General features: G+C 49.4%; 12 protein-coding genes and 1 pseudogene. 10 read left to right on the top strand and 3 right to left on the bottom strand.

Annotation, left to right across the window (positions count from 1 at the left end):
- The first annotated feature begins 15 nt into the window (after positions 1-15).
- The 6 genes from CpATCC19410_RS09165 to CpATCC19410_RS09140 all read left to right on the top strand — a co-directional run bounded on the left by CpATCC19410_RS09165 (position 16) and on the right by CpATCC19410_RS09140 (position 5,814).
- Positions 16-324 carry an LPXTG cell wall anchor domain-containing protein gene (locus tag CpATCC19410_RS09165; RefSeq protein ID WP_013241664.1) on the top strand — a complete coding sequence of 103 codons (309 nt, stop codon included), beginning with the start codon at positions 16-18 and terminating at the stop codon, positions 322-324.
- Positions 324-1,439, top strand: a complete 1,116-nt coding sequence (gene galT, locus CpATCC19410_RS09160; protein WP_013241665.1) for a galactose-1-phosphate uridylyltransferase — start codon at positions 324-326, stop codon at positions 1,437-1,439. The genes CpATCC19410_RS09165 and galT overlap by 1 nt, the downstream gene beginning before the upstream one ends.
- Positions 1,440-2,663 carry a galactokinase gene (gene galK, locus CpATCC19410_RS09155; protein ID WP_013241666.1) on the top strand — a complete coding sequence of 408 codons (1,224 nt, stop codon included), beginning with the start codon at positions 1,440-1,442 and terminating at the stop codon, positions 2,661-2,663.
- Between the two features lie 200 nt (positions 2,664-2,863).
- A complete protein-coding gene (locus CpATCC19410_RS09150) occupies positions 2,864-4,846 on the top strand; it encodes a DEAD/DEAH box helicase (protein ID WP_013241667.1) in 1,983 nt (660 codons plus the stop codon).
- Positions 4,847-4,933: 87 nt separating this feature from the next.
- A complete protein-coding gene (locus tag CpATCC19410_RS09145) occupies positions 4,934-5,353 on the top strand; it encodes a hypothetical protein (RefSeq protein WP_014522387.1) in 420 nt (139 codons plus the stop codon).
- 14 nt (positions 5,354-5,367) lie between these two features.
- Positions 5,368-5,814, top strand: coding sequence for a VOC family protein (locus tag CpATCC19410_RS09140; RefSeq protein ID WP_014401112.1), 447 nt, complete (start codon positions 5,368-5,370; stop codon positions 5,812-5,814).
- A gap of 58 nt (positions 5,815-5,872) precedes the next feature.
- Here the strand turns inward: CpATCC19410_RS09140 and CpATCC19410_RS09135 are convergent, their stop codons facing one another.
- The 3 genes and pseudogenes from CpATCC19410_RS09135 to putP all read right to left on the bottom strand — a co-directional run bounded on the left by CpATCC19410_RS09135 (position 5,873) and on the right by putP (position 8,565).
- A complete protein-coding gene (locus CpATCC19410_RS09135) occupies positions 5,873-6,343 on the bottom strand; it encodes a hypothetical protein (protein ID WP_014300616.1) in 471 nt (156 codons plus the stop codon).
- A gap of 38 nt (positions 6,344-6,381) precedes the next feature.
- On the bottom strand, positions 6,382-6,966 hold the full coding sequence (locus CpATCC19410_RS09130) for an HNH endonuclease family protein (protein ID WP_013241671.1): 585 nt from the start codon (positions 6,964-6,966) through the stop codon (positions 6,382-6,384).
- 40 nt (positions 6,967-7,006) lie between these two features.
- Positions 7,007-8,565, bottom strand: a pseudogene (putP, locus tag CpATCC19410_RS09125) (sodium/proline symporter PutP).
- Between the two features lie 78 nt (positions 8,566-8,643).
- Here putP and CpATCC19410_RS09120 point away from each other — a divergent pair.
- Genes CpATCC19410_RS09120 through CpATCC19410_RS09105 form a run of 4 tightly spaced genes read left to right on the top strand, consistent with a single transcriptional unit; the run spans position 8,644 to position 16,272 of the window.
- Positions 8,644-11,739 (top strand): DEAD/DEAH box helicase, encoded by a 3,096-nt coding sequence (locus tag CpATCC19410_RS09120; RefSeq protein ID WP_013241673.1) that lies wholly within the window; start codon positions 8,644-8,646, stop codon positions 11,737-11,739.
- On the top strand, positions 11,740-12,525 hold the full coding sequence (locus CpATCC19410_RS09115; protein ID WP_013241674.1) for a hypothetical protein: 786 nt from the start codon (positions 11,740-11,742) through the stop codon (positions 12,523-12,525).
- A gap of 48 nt (positions 12,526-12,573) precedes the next feature.
- Positions 12,574-13,692 carry a metallophosphoesterase family protein gene (locus tag CpATCC19410_RS09110; RefSeq protein WP_014401115.1) on the top strand — a complete coding sequence of 373 codons (1,119 nt, stop codon included), beginning with the start codon at positions 12,574-12,576 and terminating at the stop codon, positions 13,690-13,692.
- Positions 13,693-13,698: 6 nt separating this feature from the next.
- Complete coding sequence (locus tag CpATCC19410_RS09105) at positions 13,699-16,272, top strand: AAA family ATPase (protein ID WP_013241676.1); 2,574 nt, start codon at positions 13,699-13,701, stop codon at positions 16,270-16,272.
- The last annotated feature ends 31 nt before the right edge of the window (positions 16,273-16,303 follow it).

Raw genomic sequence — 16,303 nt, 5'->3', positions numbered from 1 at the left:
CTTAAGGAGAATTCAATGTCACAGAATGCTTCGACTTCGCATACGCCGAAGGCAACAAGTCAGCATCTTGCCGGCGCCTTTGATATTCGTAATGTTATCGGTGCCCTCATCGGCCTTTATGGGCTTGTCCTCGTCATTTGTAGCTTTACTCTCGATCCTGGTGTTAACCCGGATACCGGTGTAGCAAAGAGCTCTCAAGACAATTTATGGTCAGGGCTTGCCATGCTTCTCGTGGGCGTTATCTTCTTCCTATGGACGAGGCTGCGTCCGATTGTTATTGATAAAACAAAAATAGATGAGTCGGTTCTTCCTGGTGGCCATTAATGAATATCATTGAGTCCAAGCTTGCCGACGGCCGCGACATCTTTTATTACGATGATCACGCGGTACGCGTCGGCGAGAGAATTCTTCACGATCCTCGTGACCTGCCCGCATCACAGCCTCTATCTGAGATACGTCGGGATCCGTTAACTGGAAAATGGGTTGCATATGCTGCTCATCGAATGAACCGTACCTTCATGCCGCCGGCGAATGAGAATCCGCTGGCGCCTTCGCTGCCCGGAGAAAACCCCACAGAAATTCCTTCGCCTACCTATGATGTTGTTGTTTTTGAGAATAGGTTTCCTTCCTTCGCAATGAATATCGAGGTGGGGGAAGACTGGGAATATTTTGTTGACGGGGTAGATCTTTTCCCACGGAAACCTGCACTTGCGCGTTGTGAGGTCGTGTGTTTTACCGAGAACGCTGACACATCGTTCAAAGATTTATCAGTCAAGAGAATTCGGACGGTTATAGATGTATGGGCACATCGCACAGCTGCTTTATCTGCGTTGCCTACTGTCAAACAGGTTTTTCCCTTTGAAAATAGGGGAGAAGAGATAGGCGTGACGCTGCAACATCCCCATGGGCAGATTTACTCTTATCCATTTTTGAGTCCGCGCATTGCGTCGATAGCAGAACAAGCACGTGATTTTGCTGGGAAGAATCCCGGCAAGGAACTTTTTACAGAAATTCTTCGTGCGGAAAGAAACGTCGGGACTCGCATCATTGAGGAAACAGAATATTTTACTATTTTTGTTCCTGCAGCAGCTAAATGGCCTGTGGAAGCGATGGTGTGGCCCAACCGGCACATAGCTGATTTTACTGAGTTGACGCATGCGGAACGCGACGATCTAGCTGCGTTGCTTAAACGGTTGTATACGTCCATAGACAGGTTTTTCGACGGCGTAGAAAAAACTCCGTATATCGCTGGTTGGAATCAGGCACCGGTAGATCCTGCACAACGCAACCTTGTCCGCATGCATCTACAAATATTTTCTTTGATGCGCTCTTCACATCGTATGAAATTTTTAGCTGGTAGTGAGTCAAGCCAAGGAGTCTGGATTAATGACACCACACCAGAACGGATCGCCCAAAGATTCAGAGAGGTCTGGGATTAAATGTTAGAGCTGCGTTGGGTCCACACTCGGAGTCCGGAACATATTGCTCAGGATGCAGCACAACTGTTTCGCGCTCATTATCATTACGATCCTGCTGGTGTGTGGGGAGCTCCAGGACGCGTCAACGTGATTGGTGACCATGTTGATTATGCAGGAGGGATTTCCATTCCCTTTGCCCTGGAGCAGCTTACCGCTGTTGCAATGTCTCCGAATAACTCGGGAATGTTCAACTTGGTATCGCAAACTCCAGAAGGAGAAACATTAACCAAAACTGTCAATGTTGATCTAGTAGGGCCACTCAGTCCTAGCGACTGGTCCGGTTACGTAGTTGGAGCTATATGGGCTGGAACTGAGTCGGGTGTTATTGAAAAAACTCAGGGATATGATATCGCCATTGTTTCCGATGTCCCCCTGGGATCTGGGCTATCTTCTTCCGCGGCTTTGGAATGCTCCTCAGCAGTAGGCGCGTTCGAACTCGCCAATGGTCAGCCTCCTAGTCGTGAGAAGTTGCCACAGCTTGTCGACGCCTGCGTGCGGGCGGAGAACGACGTTGTTGGGGCATCCACCGGTGGGTTAGATCAACGTTCTAGTTTGTTTGGCGAACAAGGTAAGGCACTCGTTATTGATTTTAGCTCAGGGAAAACCACTCCCGTACCTTTTGATTTGACGTCCAAAGGGTTGGCTCTTTTGATCGCAAATACAAATGCGCCGCACACACTGAGCGATGGGCAGTATGCGTCGAGACGCGGTCTAGTCGACGATGTGACAGCTGTGTTGGGGGATGATGCCAAGACGCTAAGAGACATTAATGATGCTCCTGCTCGGGCACGTCAATGGGCGGAAAACAACAACTTAAATGCCGAGGAGGTGTATCGGCGTGTAAATCATGTTGTGGAAGAAACTCTGCGTGCGCAACAGGCTGCCGTTGCTCTTGAAAAGGATGATATAGATACGTTTCGCCGCTTAATGCAAGAGTCACATGAATCTCTTCGCGATCAATATGAGGTAGTCACACCGGAGTTAGAATCTGCTTTTCAGGCTGCAGGGTGTTACGGATCACGTATGACTGGTGGGGGATTTGGCGGTAGCGTCATCAGCCTTGTGGACGCGACTGCTATTACTGAGACCGCCGAAAAAATAGCAAAAGCTGCTTGCGACCACGGTTTTCCATCCCCAACTTTCCTTATTGCGCGGCCAGGAGAAGGCGCTCGAAGGCTTCTATGAGTTAAGGAAAAAGCTTCTTTGAGGTTTACTGGAGCGCCCTTAAGTTAGGAAAAATTTTAAAAATACGAAGATTCTGGGAGGTATTTATCTAATTGCAAACTTAAGTGATGGTGGTCGCATTTGGCGGAATCGGCTATAGTTATCACCTTTGAGTGTATGACTAGGAAAATCGTGCCGTGTAGCGTAAGTTTAACTGGGCAATGAGCATTACCGATGACGCCACCGGCGGCGCTAACGAGCCGGATGAGAAGATTTTGTCGGAATCTCAGGACAATTCGCAGGTAGACGAAGGCAGCATCACACTTGATGATGTTATTGCTGATGTAGACGACTCCAGGGTTGCGAACACTTCTGAGGACACCGGCTCCGCGCAAGAAGCGGACAGTGACAGTAATGATGGCTTTGAGGCTTTGGGCCTCCCAGACGCAATCCTTAAGGCAGTCGCCAAGGTTGGCTTTGAAACGCCGTCTCCTATTCAGGCACAGACCATCCCAGTCCTCATGGAGGGGCATGATGTGATGGGTCTGGCTCAGACCGGTACGGGTAAGACCGCTGCGTTTGCCCTCCCGATTCTTTCCCGTATCAATGTGAAGAAGCGCCACCCACAGGCGCTGATCCTTGCTCCTACTCGCGAGCTTGCTCTTCAGGTTGCGGACTCTTTCCAGTCTTTTGCAGACCACCTCGGAGACATTCATGTTCTGCCGATCTATGGTGGGCAGGCATATGGTATCCAATTGTCGGGTCTTCGCCGTGGCGCGCAGATCATCGTGGGTACCCCAGGTCGTGTTATTGACCACCTGGAAAAGGGCTCACTCGATATCTCTAACCTGAACTATCTCGTTCTTGACGAGGCAGATGAGATGCTCAGCATGGGCTTCCAGGAAGATATCGAGCGTATTCTTGAGGATACTCCCGCGGACAAGCAGGTTGCTTTATTTTCTGCGACGATGCCCAACGGCATTCGCCGTCTGAGCAAGCAGTACATGAAGGATCCTCGTGAGATTCAGGTGAAATCCGAGACTCGGACCAACACCAATATCACGCAGCGGTTCCTTAATGTTGCTCACCGTAACAAGCTTGATGCCTTGACTCGAATCCTTGAGGTCACCGAGTTTGAAGCGATGATTATGTTCGTGCGCACAAAGCATGAAACTGAAGAGGTCGCAGAGAAGTTGCGTGCTCGTGGTTTTTCTGCCGCCGCCATCAATGGCGATATCGCACAGGCACAGCGTGAGCGCACCGTGGACCAACTCAAAGATGGTCGTCTAGACATTCTTGTGGCCACAGACGTGGCAGCGCGTGGTCTGGATGTCGAGCGCATTACTCACGTGTTCAACTACGACATTCCTAATGACACCGAATCTTATGTTCACCGCATTGGTCGTACCGGCCGCGCTGGACGTAGCGGTGAGGCAATTCTTTTTGTTACCCCACGTGAACGTCGTATGCTGCGCTCCATTGAGCGTGCTACCAATGCAGAGCTTATTGAAATGGACCTTCCTACGGTCGACGAGGTTAACGAGTCCCGTAAGGAAAAGTTTGCAGATTCCATCACAGAATCGCTAGAAGACTCCCAGGTTGCGATTTTCCGGAACTTGATCAAGGCCTACGCAGAAGAGCATGACACCCCACTTGAGGACATTGCTGCTGCCTTGGCTACCCAGGCTCGTGCTGGTAGTGAGTTTTTGATGAAGGAGCCACCACCAGAGAAGCGTCGTGAGCGTCGCGATCGCTTTGACCGGGACGATCGTCGTGGCGATCGCCGGGACCGCGGCGACCGCCGTGATCGTGGTGACCGCGGTTCTCGTTTTGAGCGCTCTGGCGATATGGCAGTGTATCGCCTTGCCGTGGGTAAGCGTCAGCATGTTCGTCCGGGCGCTATTGTTGGCGCACTGGCAAACGAAGGCGGATTGAGCAATAAGGACTTTGGTCGTATCACAATTGCTGTGGACCACACGTTGGTGGAGCTTCCTAAGGGACTCCCACAATCTGTCTTTGATAATCTACGCGACACTCGTATCTCGGGTCAGCTGATTAACATTGAGAAGGACAATGGTCGTCCGGGGCGTCGTGATGATTACCGCGGTGATGACCGTCGTGGTGGATACCGTCGCGATCGTCGTGATGATCGTCGTGGCGACCGCCGAGACCGCGGCGACCGCCGTGATCGCTATCGTGGCTAGGATAGACAACTAAGGTCTAGTACAAATAGGAGGGTGCGGAATTTGATTCCGCACCCTCCTATTGTCTTACAAGTCGGAGCTTTCTCTATGAACAGAAACTTCCTAGCCGTGCTTTTTGTCGTGGCTTCTTTGGTTATACTCGGCGTTTTTATGGTGTGGCTTGTGAAAAATGATTTGTTGGAGCAGGCTTTGAAGAACCAAGAATCACCTGTCACTATCCATGTACATGACACTTTTGGTCATGAATGGCAGTATATTGCTGCTGTCTGTCCTGGTGATACGCGGGAATCTGCGGAGAACCGATTAGAGCTTTCTTCTCTGGATACCCCGAAAGATGGCCCGGAACCTGGGGATAATTACCTTGTATTGCTCGACGGCAAAGGCGAATACGAGTCCAAAAAATATCACCGTGACGCTATAGACTTGTGTAACGGAAAAATCGCCCCTTCTGCTCAAGTGACCTTTGCTAGGAAGGGGAGTGGCTGGGAGCTGTCGGCTGCTCACTAACTCTCCTCATCAGCATGACGCGTATGGTGGTTCCCATGATTGCTGATGTGACACCATACCGACACTTCCGCGGACAAGCGAGAGAGGCACTCGAATTTTATCGAGACGTTTTTGGCCTTGATCTGAAACTGATTACTTACGGAGAATCCGGTTTTGCGGATCAAGCAGGAGGTAACCATTGGTCCAACGAATGGATCATGCACGGTGAGCTTTACGACGCGGGAAGGAAAGTGCTCTTCGGCGCGGATGTACCCCCAGAACGTGAGCTCGCCGCAGGCGACGACACTGCTATCGCTATTACTGGGAACGCTGATGCTCGCGCTGAGATCGAGAACCAGTGGGAAGCCCTCTCACAGGGTGCAGAGGTTCATATGCCTCTAGAAACCGCCCCGTGGGGAGCCTCCTTTGGTCAACTACGCGATCGCTTTGGCACATTGTGGATGTTTAACATCGAAGGATAAAAAACAAAAAGGCGGGTCCCACATGAGCTGATGTGGGACCCGCCTTCTTGTTTGGTGCTTAAAGAACCATCAAGACGGCGATAATAACCCAGAGAAGAGAGAAGATTCCGCCAAACATGGAGAGAAGGCTTTTCGCCTTATTCCAATCTGCGATCTCAAAATTTCCGGTCTCAAGCTCGTCGGCTTCAAGCAGCCCAAGAGCGCCAGCAAGTTTCTTTTGACGGGGCATGATAAGGAAAATCAAAATGGCCCATGCAACTACTGCCAGTGCAATCGATGCGTGGTAGCGTCCATCTGACCAGTAACTATCATTAGTAAACATCACCGCGAAACCAATCAACGGAACCAACAGTGACAGCATGCCGTAAGTCTGGGTGATTTTGTAGAGCGTCAACGCGGAACCTTTAGCAGTAGCGTTTCCATTGTGAGCTTCTATAGCGCGAGACTGGAAAGAAGAAACCGCGACAGTAACGGGGCCGAGGAAGAGCACGGCCGTGAGTACGTGGAGGATAATAAGCAGAGTTCCCACAGAAAGCCTTTCGCAAAAATTGGGTGAGAAATACCACATTAACATTGTCTGTGCATGACCGAGACATCCGGCTTGCTAAGTGGTAACTGGTATTTCCTTGCGACTTCCGCTAGTCGACGCACGTACCAACATCGATGAGAACGTTGAACAGGAAGCCACTCCGATGGGAGCTTGTCCGATTTCTGCTGATTCTGTTCTTGGGAAGCAACGACAAGATTTAACGGATCGTTTGCAAAGGCAAGACGCTGCTCTGCGCTCCATGCATGGGCTCCCATGTCCCATGCCGCAGCTAGTGGGAAAACATGATCGAGTTCAATGGGGGCAGCGGTGCCGTCGACAGAGATTTTTCTTCCAGAATAAGGATCGAGAGTCCATCCCGAGCTTAACGAGCAAGAAGCGGTGAGGTGGACGTCGTTAAGCGTGGCAGCCAAAACTGCGACTCTCGTAGAACATTTTGAATGGGGAGCGATTCCCCATGTGGCTCCAAAATACTCTCGTTTATAGCCGAGGACCGTTGTTCTTTGTTTAACAGTGGGAAGATCTGCAAATTCCCGTGACAAGGGAACTGTGAAGAAGATCAACAATAATGTGGCTGTTACTAGGAGAGAAAGAATGCGCCGCATTCCTTTTAGACGGAAGGCGACGCTGGTTTGGTTCCTACTTTTATACGGATGCCGTGTGAGAAGGAGCCTGGATGGACTTTTCTTCGGTTTGAGTTGTGTGGCACCTGGCTTTATCAAACATGGACAGCACTTTCTCCTGGGGCGGGGATGTTGCAAGAGAGACTAGAATCATGATGATTCCTCCGCTAAAGAAACCAGGGATGATTTCGTAGAGGGTATCGCTAAGGGGGACATCCCCCAGGCAAAGCACACGATAGAACCGGTTACTATACCGGCTATTGCACCTGGAACGTTGAGTCGCCGCCAATAAAGCATGCACAAAACCAGAGGGCCAAAGGCGGAGCCAAATCCTGCCCAGGCAAAGCCTACGAGGCCGAGAATAGAGTCAGAGGGATTAATAGCGAGAATTCCAGCGACAATAGCAACAGCAACCACCGCAGTGCGGGATAGATTGATCATCACGGGCTCACTAGGAAGGTTCTTTTTGAAAGCCTTGAAGAGGTCCTCGATCAAAGATGTGGAAGTGACCAAAAGCTGGGAAGCAATGGTAGACATGATCGCTGCGAGTACGGCTGTGAGAATAAGACCACCGATGAGCGGATGGAAGAGGACTCGCCCCATGTCTAGAAAAATTGTCTCATAGGACTTTTGGTCCACGATGGAGAAGTTTTTGTTTTGACCAAAGAATGCTGTGCCGATTATCGCAGTGAACGTGGCTCTAGCGATGGAGAGGACCATCCATCCCACGCCGATCCAGCGGGCGCGTCGTGCATCGGAGGGCGCTCGTAGCGCCATAAAGCGGACGATGATGTGGGGTTGACCGAAGTATCCCAAGCCCCAGGCTAAGTTACCAATTACGGCTGCTGCTGAGACACCAGAGATCATAGAAAAATAGGAAGGATTGCCGGTGCCATCGGTGTAAGGACCGTAGTCATTATGGGACGCCCATGACCAAATTGAGGAGGGGTCGTCTAGATAGAGTAGGGCCATAGCCGGGACTATGACTAGCGAAACAAACATGATGGTGCCTTGAACTGCGTCTGTATAGGAAACCGCAAGGAAGCCACCGATAAAAGTATAAGCAACCGTGATGCAAGCGACGATCATCATGCCGTCGATATAGGCGCTTCCAAAAGTTGATTCGAAGTAACGTCCACCCGAGACCATCCCAGAGGATACATAGAAGGTGAAGAATACGATGATCACGATGGAACTGACAATGCGTAGGACACGGGATTGATCCATCAGCCGGTTCTCAAAAAACGAAGGCAAAGTGATGGAATTATTAGCCACCTCTGAATATGCACGTAACCGCGGCGCAACCCATTTCCAGTTAGCCCAAGAACCGATGAGCAGCCCTACTGCAATCCACAGCTCAGACATACCTGTAACAAACAAAGCTCCTGGCAAACCCATGAGCAGCCAACCAGACATATCTGAAGCGCCGGCTGATAATGCCGCTACAAAGGGATTTAGATCGCGTCCGGCTAACACAAAGTCGTCGTATTGATCGGTCTTTTTATAACTCCAATAGCCAATCGCGAGCATCGCGCCCATATATATCATGATGGCAACGATGAACCACGTATGTTCAGACACCACAACCTCCAAAAATTATTCTCTCAAACACTACCTGACCATTACGGAATATCTTCATAAGCTGGTAAGACTAAGTAGATGACTACCCACCTGCTCCATGGACTTTGGCTCAAGGCTTCTGGACTACATTTGTGGATAGAGCAGGTGGAAGGCCACAAAATCGTGACGGCTGATTCTGTTCCGGAGGGGACTTTTCCCCCGCAGGTTATGGGGATTCTTGCAGGAAAACGCTTTAACCATAGGGTGCGTACTACCTTGCTTACCCCAAAAGGACGGGAGGTTACTCTTCCGCTTCCTACCGTTGCCTTTACTCCAGAACAAGCGGTGAGCACTTTAGCCACCATCGCCACGGTTACCCCCATGACAGCTACTCTCGATCAACGCTCAAGCATAGCTCCCGATCTTCTGTGGTTAGTACGTATGTATGAAGGGCTGGCGCAATTTGTAAGAGCTGGACGCGTCACTATCAAGATGAACTTTGCTGACCATCAATGGTGGCCCATGTGGCAGCTTTCTTCTGGTCTTTCGGAACGCGGATGGATAGCGCAAATGACGGCGGCGGCGCCCGGTGTATTGGTGGCTAACGGAGGTAGTGCCGTTGCTGAGGACATTGCGGACGAGCTCCCTCATTGGATTGCGCACTCGTTGTTACAAGAATTAGCCGCCGAGCCGCGACCTACAGAATGGCATTCCTTCTCCAGCGCCCTGCTTCACAGTAAAGCGTTGCGTAAGGGAACCGCTCAGTTAGTTTCTGCGCTTAATTCCTGGAAAGACTCTATTGCCTCAGTAAACCTACAGATCGTTTTTCTTGTGGAAGAACCCCCTAAAGAAGACGATTCTGCCATGGATCCCCTGGAGATTCTCTGGCCAGTACGTGTTCAGGTGAGATCTGGTGTGGATTCTCCGCAACCCATCGTGGTCAGTAAGTTTGATCGAGTTACGGTGGAAAGACTACAGGCGCTTTTGCGCGAAGCAATTGTGGTGACGCCTCTTGTAGATCCGGCCAGAGAACACACAAACTCTTTTCAACAGTATGTGCTGCAGCGGGCGGAAAATGCAGGTGACTGGGATTGCTACCTCTCTACGGACGAGTTAGTAGAGTTTATCGGATCTGCTGTTACTACGTTGAGGGCTCGGGGCTTTGCTGTTATGTTGCCCAGGGCGTGGAGCCAGCAGGAAACAAAAGCTCATATCACTATTGGCGACCCCGCAGAGTCATCGACGCAAGCTAAGATCGGCTTAGATAAAATCGTTGACTATAACTGGCGGATTTCTGTTGGAAGCGTTGAGCTCAGCGATGAGGAAATGAATGAGCTGGTGCGTTCTAAATCTGGTCTGATCCGTTTGCGAGGCGAATGGGTTATGGCAGACACCGCGGCAGTGAAAAGAATCAGCGAGTACATGTCGGAGTTGGCTGCACAATCTCGCAAACGCAAGCGCGCAGAATTAGATCGCGCAATGATGGCAGCGCAGCTGGCCAAAGCGAACGATCAACCTGGATGGCAGCAGCTAGAGGCCCATGCTGAAACCTTGGCTGAGCGCTTTAATAATGAATTCGCCGATTTTGGACAGGTGACCCTAGCTGAATTACGTGAAATCGCGATAAAAGCTGCGGAAAAAGAACCGGTGGAATTTCAGGGGTCAACGTGGCACACAAGTCTAGTCGGTGGACTTGTTTCTCAGGATATTCCGGCACCGCAGCGTATTGAATTACCAGACACTGTTCATGCATCCTTGCGTGAATACCAACGCAGGGGCGTCGATTGGCTAGCGTGGATGTCTAAAAACGGCCTTGGAGCTGTGCTTGCCGACGACATGGGGTTGGGCAAAACACTACAGTTGCTGTCCTTGGAAGCAGCGGAACGAGCAAATCAATCAGAAGAGCCCAATGGGCCTACACTGGTTGTGGCCCCCACATCAGTAGTAGGAAACTGGGCTCGGGAGGCGCACAAGTTTGTTCCTAGCCTGCGCATCCTTGTCCATCATGGTTCCTCCCGCTTAAGGGATGCTGCTTTCCTAGAAAAAGTCCAGGAAAGCGACATTGTGGTGACTAGTTACGGAACAATCGCACGGGACCATCAGCTGCTTTCCCAAGTTCAGTGGGAGAGGGTGGTCTTAGACGAGGCTCAGCAGATTAAAAATTCGGCGACTAAAGTTTCCAAAGCCGTACGGGCGATGCCGTCAAAGCACAGAATTGCGTTGACCGGAACTCCTGTAGAAAATCGTCTTTCTGAAATGCGATCAATTCTTGATTTTTGTAATCCAGGTGTTTTAGGTTCTGCGTCTTTCTTTCGGAACCACTTTGCCAGGGCGATTGAGCGTGAGCAGGATGAGACAATGACGGAAAGGCTCCGCTCCTTGACAGCTCCCTTTGTTCTGAGGCGGTTGAAAACAGACCCGAGTATCGTTGATGATCTCCCAGAGAAGACCGAAATTATTCTGACCGTGGACATGAAGCCGGAGCAAGCAGCTTTGTACCGAGCTTATGTGGAAGACATACAGAAACAGATCGACCAGGCAGAAGGAATTTCTAAGCGCGGCCTTGTGCTCTCTGCTTTAACCAAGATTAAGCAGATCTGTAATCATCCGGCACACTTTTTAAGTGATGATTCCGATGTGACCGTAAAAGGTAAGCATCGTTCAGGAAAAGTAGAGGAACTGATGCGTCTGGTTTCAGATGCCGTAGAATCAGAGCAAAGACTTCTTATTTTTACTCAGTATCGGGCTTTTGGGGAGATCCTCGCTCCTTATCTTTCGGACTACTTTGGCGCTCAAATTCCTTTCCTACACGGTGGCGTAAGCAAGGTCGGACGTGATCGCATGGTGGAGAACTTCCAGAGTCCGCAAGGGCCGCCGGCAATGATCCTGTCCCTTAAAGCGGGAGGGACGGGATTAAATCTCACGGCTGCGTCTATCGTTGTTCATATGGATCGTTGGTGGAATCCTGCAGTAGAAAATCAGGCAACCGATCGTGCTTTCAGGATTGGGCAACGCAAAGACGTCACCGTATATAAAATGATTACCGCGGGTACGTTGGAAGAATCGATTCAGGATATTCTCGACGGTAAAACTCAGTTGGCCTCTGCTGTTGTAGGAGAGGGAGAAGGGTGGCTTACAGAACTCTCTCCTGAAGAACTCGCTATGCTCATGAGTTACCGGGGAAGGGATACCTAAATGCCGCAGCGTCCTTCCAAAGATAATGTTATCTATGCAAATTTTGGGGCAAAGAAGCGCGTATCTTCTCCCGAAGAATTACCGGCTTCCCGGGAAACCATCCAATTTAATGCTGTGGCACGTAAGATGCGTGATCTTGTACATCAATATGCAGACCAGGGACGTCTGAAAAGAGGCCGTGATTACGCCAGAAACAGCAATGTTCTTAACGTGAAGCTTGATAAATCGACTGTTTCTGCCGATGTTGCAGGGTCCCAGAATGAACCGTTTCATGTGACAATCTCCTTGCCATATCGCGATACTGATGACTTAGCTGCGGTTACTGCCGAGTTAGCCGAATTGCCTAATGGAATTAAACGGGCAAAAGAAGGGAAACTCAGCGAAGATATATCCGAGATCTTGATAGGATCGAGCGCACAATTCTGGTGTGATTGTCCCGATCATGTGGTGTGCTGCAAGCATGCTGTAGCAGTTGCCTATGTCGTGGCGGATCGGCTTGAAGCAGAACCACTTTTAGCTTTTGAATTACGTGGTCTGGATTTGCTCAAATTGGAGCAGTCGCTCACGATGCAGGCGCGTTCTATAAGCGAACGCGATGTTAAAACTCATTTTTGGGATGGAAAGGCATTGCCGGATCTTCCTTCTCCTAAGAAAGCACCAGCTTTAGAAGATTCCGATGAATCCCTGTTACGTAAAGCCATGCGGCTAGTATCTTTGACCTCTATCGATGAGCTAAAAGCTGTCGCGGATATCGAAGATCTGTACTATTATCTCACCCGCGAGTAGGGGTACTTCGGTGCTTTACGCGTTGACTGCTCATGGTAAATAAAAATCATGACCGTCACCTTCTTACATACATCGGACCTTCAGATCGGAATGATCAGGTGGTTTCTCGATTCTGATGCTCAGGCGCGTTTCGACGACGCCCGCATCAACGCGATCACGCGTCTAGGCACAATTGCGGAAAATACTAAGTGTGAATTCATCGTGATGGCGGGTGACGTCTTTGAACACAATTCTCTAGAGAAAAAAACATCAGGCAGAGCCTTGGAAGCTTTAAAGAAGTTGCCGGTGCCTGTATATCTTTTATCAGGGAATCATGATCCGCTTGTTGCAGATTCCTTGTTTTATCAAACAGAAAATATGGAAAACGTCCATGTTTTAACAGAATCAACACCTTTTGAGGTGCGCAAAGGCATTGAAATTGTGGGTGCACCGCTGAAGACGAGGCACGCTACACATGATGTCTTGGGAGCTGCTTTAGAGGCACTTGAGCCTAGCGAGTCTGTGCGAATTGCCGTGGGACACGGACAAACTGAAGCTAGGACGAACGAGATTATTCCAGATCTAATAAGCGTAGAGCTGGCGGAAAGCAAGCTTGCAGATGCATCCGTAGACTACATTGCACTGGGAGATACTCACTCAACCCAAGCCGTAGGCGGCACTGGCCGAATATGGTACTCGGGGGCGCCAGAGACTACCGATTTTTATGAGGTAGCAACTAACGGTGGTGAAGCTGACTCAGGAAATGTGTTAGTGGTGACGGTGGGGAAAGGGACAGCGGAGGTACAAACAATCCCCTGCGGATCGTGGGTTTTTGAGGCGCTCACTATGCCTATAAATTCTCAAGAAGAAGCAGAAGCTTTCATCTCAATGCTTGAGGCATACCCAGATAAGTCCACGACTGTGATCAAGTATGCGCTGCAGGGAACCGTTTCTTTGAGCACAATGAAGTACGTAGAGCAAGAGGTAGCACGACTACAACCCATTTTTGCGGCGTTATACGAGCGTCGTAGGCTCATGGATTTTCATGTTGATCCGTCCGCGGAAGAACTCTCAGATTTGGGGCTTCACGGCTTTGCTAAAGCTACCTTAGAAGAACTTGCAGCAACGGATAGCCAGGTTGCTCGCGATGCTGTCAATCTCCTATTCCGGCTGAGCAAGGAGCAGTAACTTATTATGCGTATTCATGCCATAGAAATCCAGGACATGCGTTCCATTGGTCATCTGGAATTACAGGATCTCCCGGAAAAAGGCGTTATTGTTATCTCAGGTGATAATGAGCTGGGTAAGTCCACCATTATGGAAGCGATCGCGATAACTCTGGGAGAACAGCACTCTACGGGTAAAAAGAACATCAGGGATATTAAACCCGTGGATAAAGATGTTCCTACTAAAACCTCTTTGACTGCAACTATCGGTCCGTACACTTTTACAATCTCTAAGACATGGAATAATTCTCGGGCTGCCGAGCTTGTAATTCATTCTCCAAATCCTGGGAATTATTCAGGTAGAGAAGCGGAGAATAAACTTTCTGCGATTCTTGATGAACACTTAGATGTGCATCTGCGGGATGCTTTGTTTATGGAGCAGGGAAGGTACGACGTTACTTTTGCCGCCGCCGGAATTCCCTCACTAAGTGCTGCGCTAGGAAGCGGAGAATCAATCAATAAAGCTGAAGATAACGAGCTAATTTCCGCCGTTGAGAAGGAATATAAACGTTATTATTCAGGGCAGAAGATAAAGAAAAATGGTGAGTTAGATAGAGCTCTCAATGATCTGGAGAAAGCTCAAGGTGACCTCGATGAGGTGACCAACAGAAGCATTGAGCTTGAAGGCAAGGTTAGCCGTATTAGTGCTGTCACTCAGCGGAAAGCTGCAGCAGAGGAAGAGCTTCCCCATGCCAAAGCAGAGTGCGTAAAAGCGCAAGAAAAATGGAAAGCGGCTCAGGAACACATACAACAGATTGCGCTAGCGCAATCAGAGGCTGACCGTTTGCACGAACAAGTCGAAAATATTGAGCGTTTGTGTATTCAACGCAAAGAAAAAACAGAGCGTCAGATATCTGAAGAAGCTGAGTTGGACGCTTTGAAGCAAGCCTTAGCAGAGGAAGAAACAAGGTCTGCATCAGAAGAAGAGCATATCTCTGAACTGAATAAAGAAAAACAAGATGTACAGCAGCAGCTTAAAGAGGCAAGGGAATTATTGTCTTCTCTTAGAAAGGGGAGTGCTTTAGCAAAAGCTTTTCAGTGTCAAGAAGAGCTGAATGAAATTACTGCAGAATTAGCAGAATTGGATAAAGAACTCGACGCAATTACAAACTTTCCTCGCGTAACAGATGCCCAATTAGAGGATGCCGAACGTGCTTATGCTGAATATCGAGTAGCCAGGGAACTGCGGGAGGCAAGTGCTGCGTCTGTTGCTATTCGGTCCGATGAACCTGCCTCTGTAACTCTGGATGGTATAGCGATTGATACCGATGATGCGCCTCAAAGCTTTGCTATTGCCGCAGAAACTGTGCTCAAAGTTGGCTCCGTAGAAGCAACTTTTTCTCCAGGATCCACAGTGCGCATGGGAAATGCCGCAGTTGAGGAGTCAGAAGCCGCCTTAAAAGTGATGCTTGGTGGTGCAACAGATCTGGAAGAGCTCCGAAATTGGCACAGACAAGGCAGGATTGAAGAAAGTAAAACCGAACAGCTTTTGCAAGAGAAGCAACGAAAAATAGCGGAGACAGAAGCCCTTAAGAGAGATGCCAACAAGTTTGAGGATGTCCTAGAAGAATCGAACAAGCCTGATAAGACGGTAGAGCAGTTTGAAGAGCTTATTGAATCAACTCAAACCCGAATTGAAGAACTTGGGCAAAATATCGCGCACATAGAAATTTTGTTAACGCCGTGGCTCGAAGGCAATGCACGGAAAAACGCAGCAGTTAAACGTGCTCTCGTAGAAGAGGCCGAGAAAAGAGTTTCTGCGAATCGAGAAGAGCTGCAAAAGGAAGAAAAGCAGGTCCCATTCGAGGAGCTTGAAAAGGACCTTGTTGGCGTACGAAAGAACTATGACGATGCTGTTATAAAACTTGAAACACTATCTGCAGATGCGGACTCGTCCTTGATCAAAGGTCTCTTTGAGGGAGCACAAGCGAAAGTGGCTGACTTAGAGAGAACTATCCTTATCAGTGATGCTGATCTTAGAGCTTTAGAAGAGATGATTTCTTTATCTACAGGAGTATCGGAAAAAGTAGATGTGGCTACCGCTGCTGTTGAAGTGGCTGAGCGTCGGTTAAATTCGGTGAAGCGCCGAGCCGAAGCATCAAAATTACTGTTTGAAACGTTGGTTCGTAACCGAGATGAAGCGCGGCGGCAGTATGCGCAACCTTTTGTCGAACAGCTGGTGAGACTAGCCGCGCCAGTATTTGGCACCGAAGTGAGCTTTAGCCTCGATGAGAACTTATCGGTGGTCGCTCGTACATCTGGCAATAAGACTGTTGCTGTCAAAGATCTCTCAGGGGGAGCACAAGAACAATTGGCAATTCTCACTCGATTTGCCGTAGCTGGCTTGGTAAGCGACGAGTCAGTACCAGTATTTGTCGATGATGCTTTGGGCTCCACTGATACAACACGACAACAGCTTATGGCCATGCTATTTAGCGAACTAGGGAAAAGAATGCAGGTCTTCGTTTTAACATGCGTGCCGGATCGGTACTCGTATGTTGTAGGTAAGCACCAGTATGAAATGGCGGAACTGTTGGGATAGAAAAACAAAAGGCGGCAGCTGTATGTACAGC

Source organism: Corynebacterium pseudotuberculosis (assembly GCF_002155265.1).
GTDB classification, from domain to species: domain Bacteria; phylum Actinomycetota; class Actinomycetes; order Mycobacteriales; family Mycobacteriaceae; genus Corynebacterium; species Corynebacterium pseudotuberculosis.
Note: the sequence above shows the minus strand (reverse complement) of the source record. Positions and strands in the feature narration are given on the sequence as shown.

Bases quoted from the DNA above. Each gene is read 5' to 3' on its own strand.
- CpATCC19410_RS09105 (WP_013241676.1), top strand. From the start codon at position 13,699: ATGCGTATTCATGCCATAGAAATCCAGGACATGCGTTCCATTGGTCAT.
- CpATCC19410_RS09145 (WP_014522387.1), top strand. From the start codon at position 4,934: ATGAACAGAAACTTCCTAGCCGTGCTTTTTGTCGTGGCTTCTTTGGTT.
- CpATCC19410_RS09120 (WP_013241673.1), top strand. From the start codon at position 8,644: ATGACTACCCACCTGCTCCATGGACTTTGGCTCAAGGCTTCTGGACTA.
- galT (WP_013241665.1), top strand. From the start codon at position 324: ATGAATATCATTGAGTCCAAGCTTGCCGACGGCCGCGACATCTTTTAT.
- CpATCC19410_RS09115 (WP_013241674.1), top strand. From the start codon at position 11,740: ATGCCGCAGCGTCCTTCCAAAGATAATGTTATCTATGCAAATTTTGGG.
- CpATCC19410_RS09165 (WP_013241664.1), top strand. From the start codon at position 16: ATGTCACAGAATGCTTCGACTTCGCATACGCCGAAGGCAACAAGTCAG.
- CpATCC19410_RS09140 (WP_014401112.1), top strand. From the start codon at position 5,368: ATGACGCGTATGGTGGTTCCCATGATTGCTGATGTGACACCATACCGA.
- CpATCC19410_RS09150 (WP_013241667.1), top strand. From the start codon at position 2,864: ATGAGCATTACCGATGACGCCACCGGCGGCGCTAACGAGCCGGATGAG.
- CpATCC19410_RS09130 (WP_013241671.1), bottom strand. From the start codon at position 6,966: ATGCGGCGCATTCTTTCTCTCCTAGTAACAGCCACATTATTGTTGATC.
- galK (WP_013241666.1), top strand. From the start codon at position 1,440: ATGTTAGAGCTGCGTTGGGTCCACACTCGGAGTCCGGAACATATTGCT.
- CpATCC19410_RS09110 (WP_014401115.1), top strand. From the start codon at position 12,574: ATGACCGTCACCTTCTTACATACATCGGACCTTCAGATCGGAATGATC.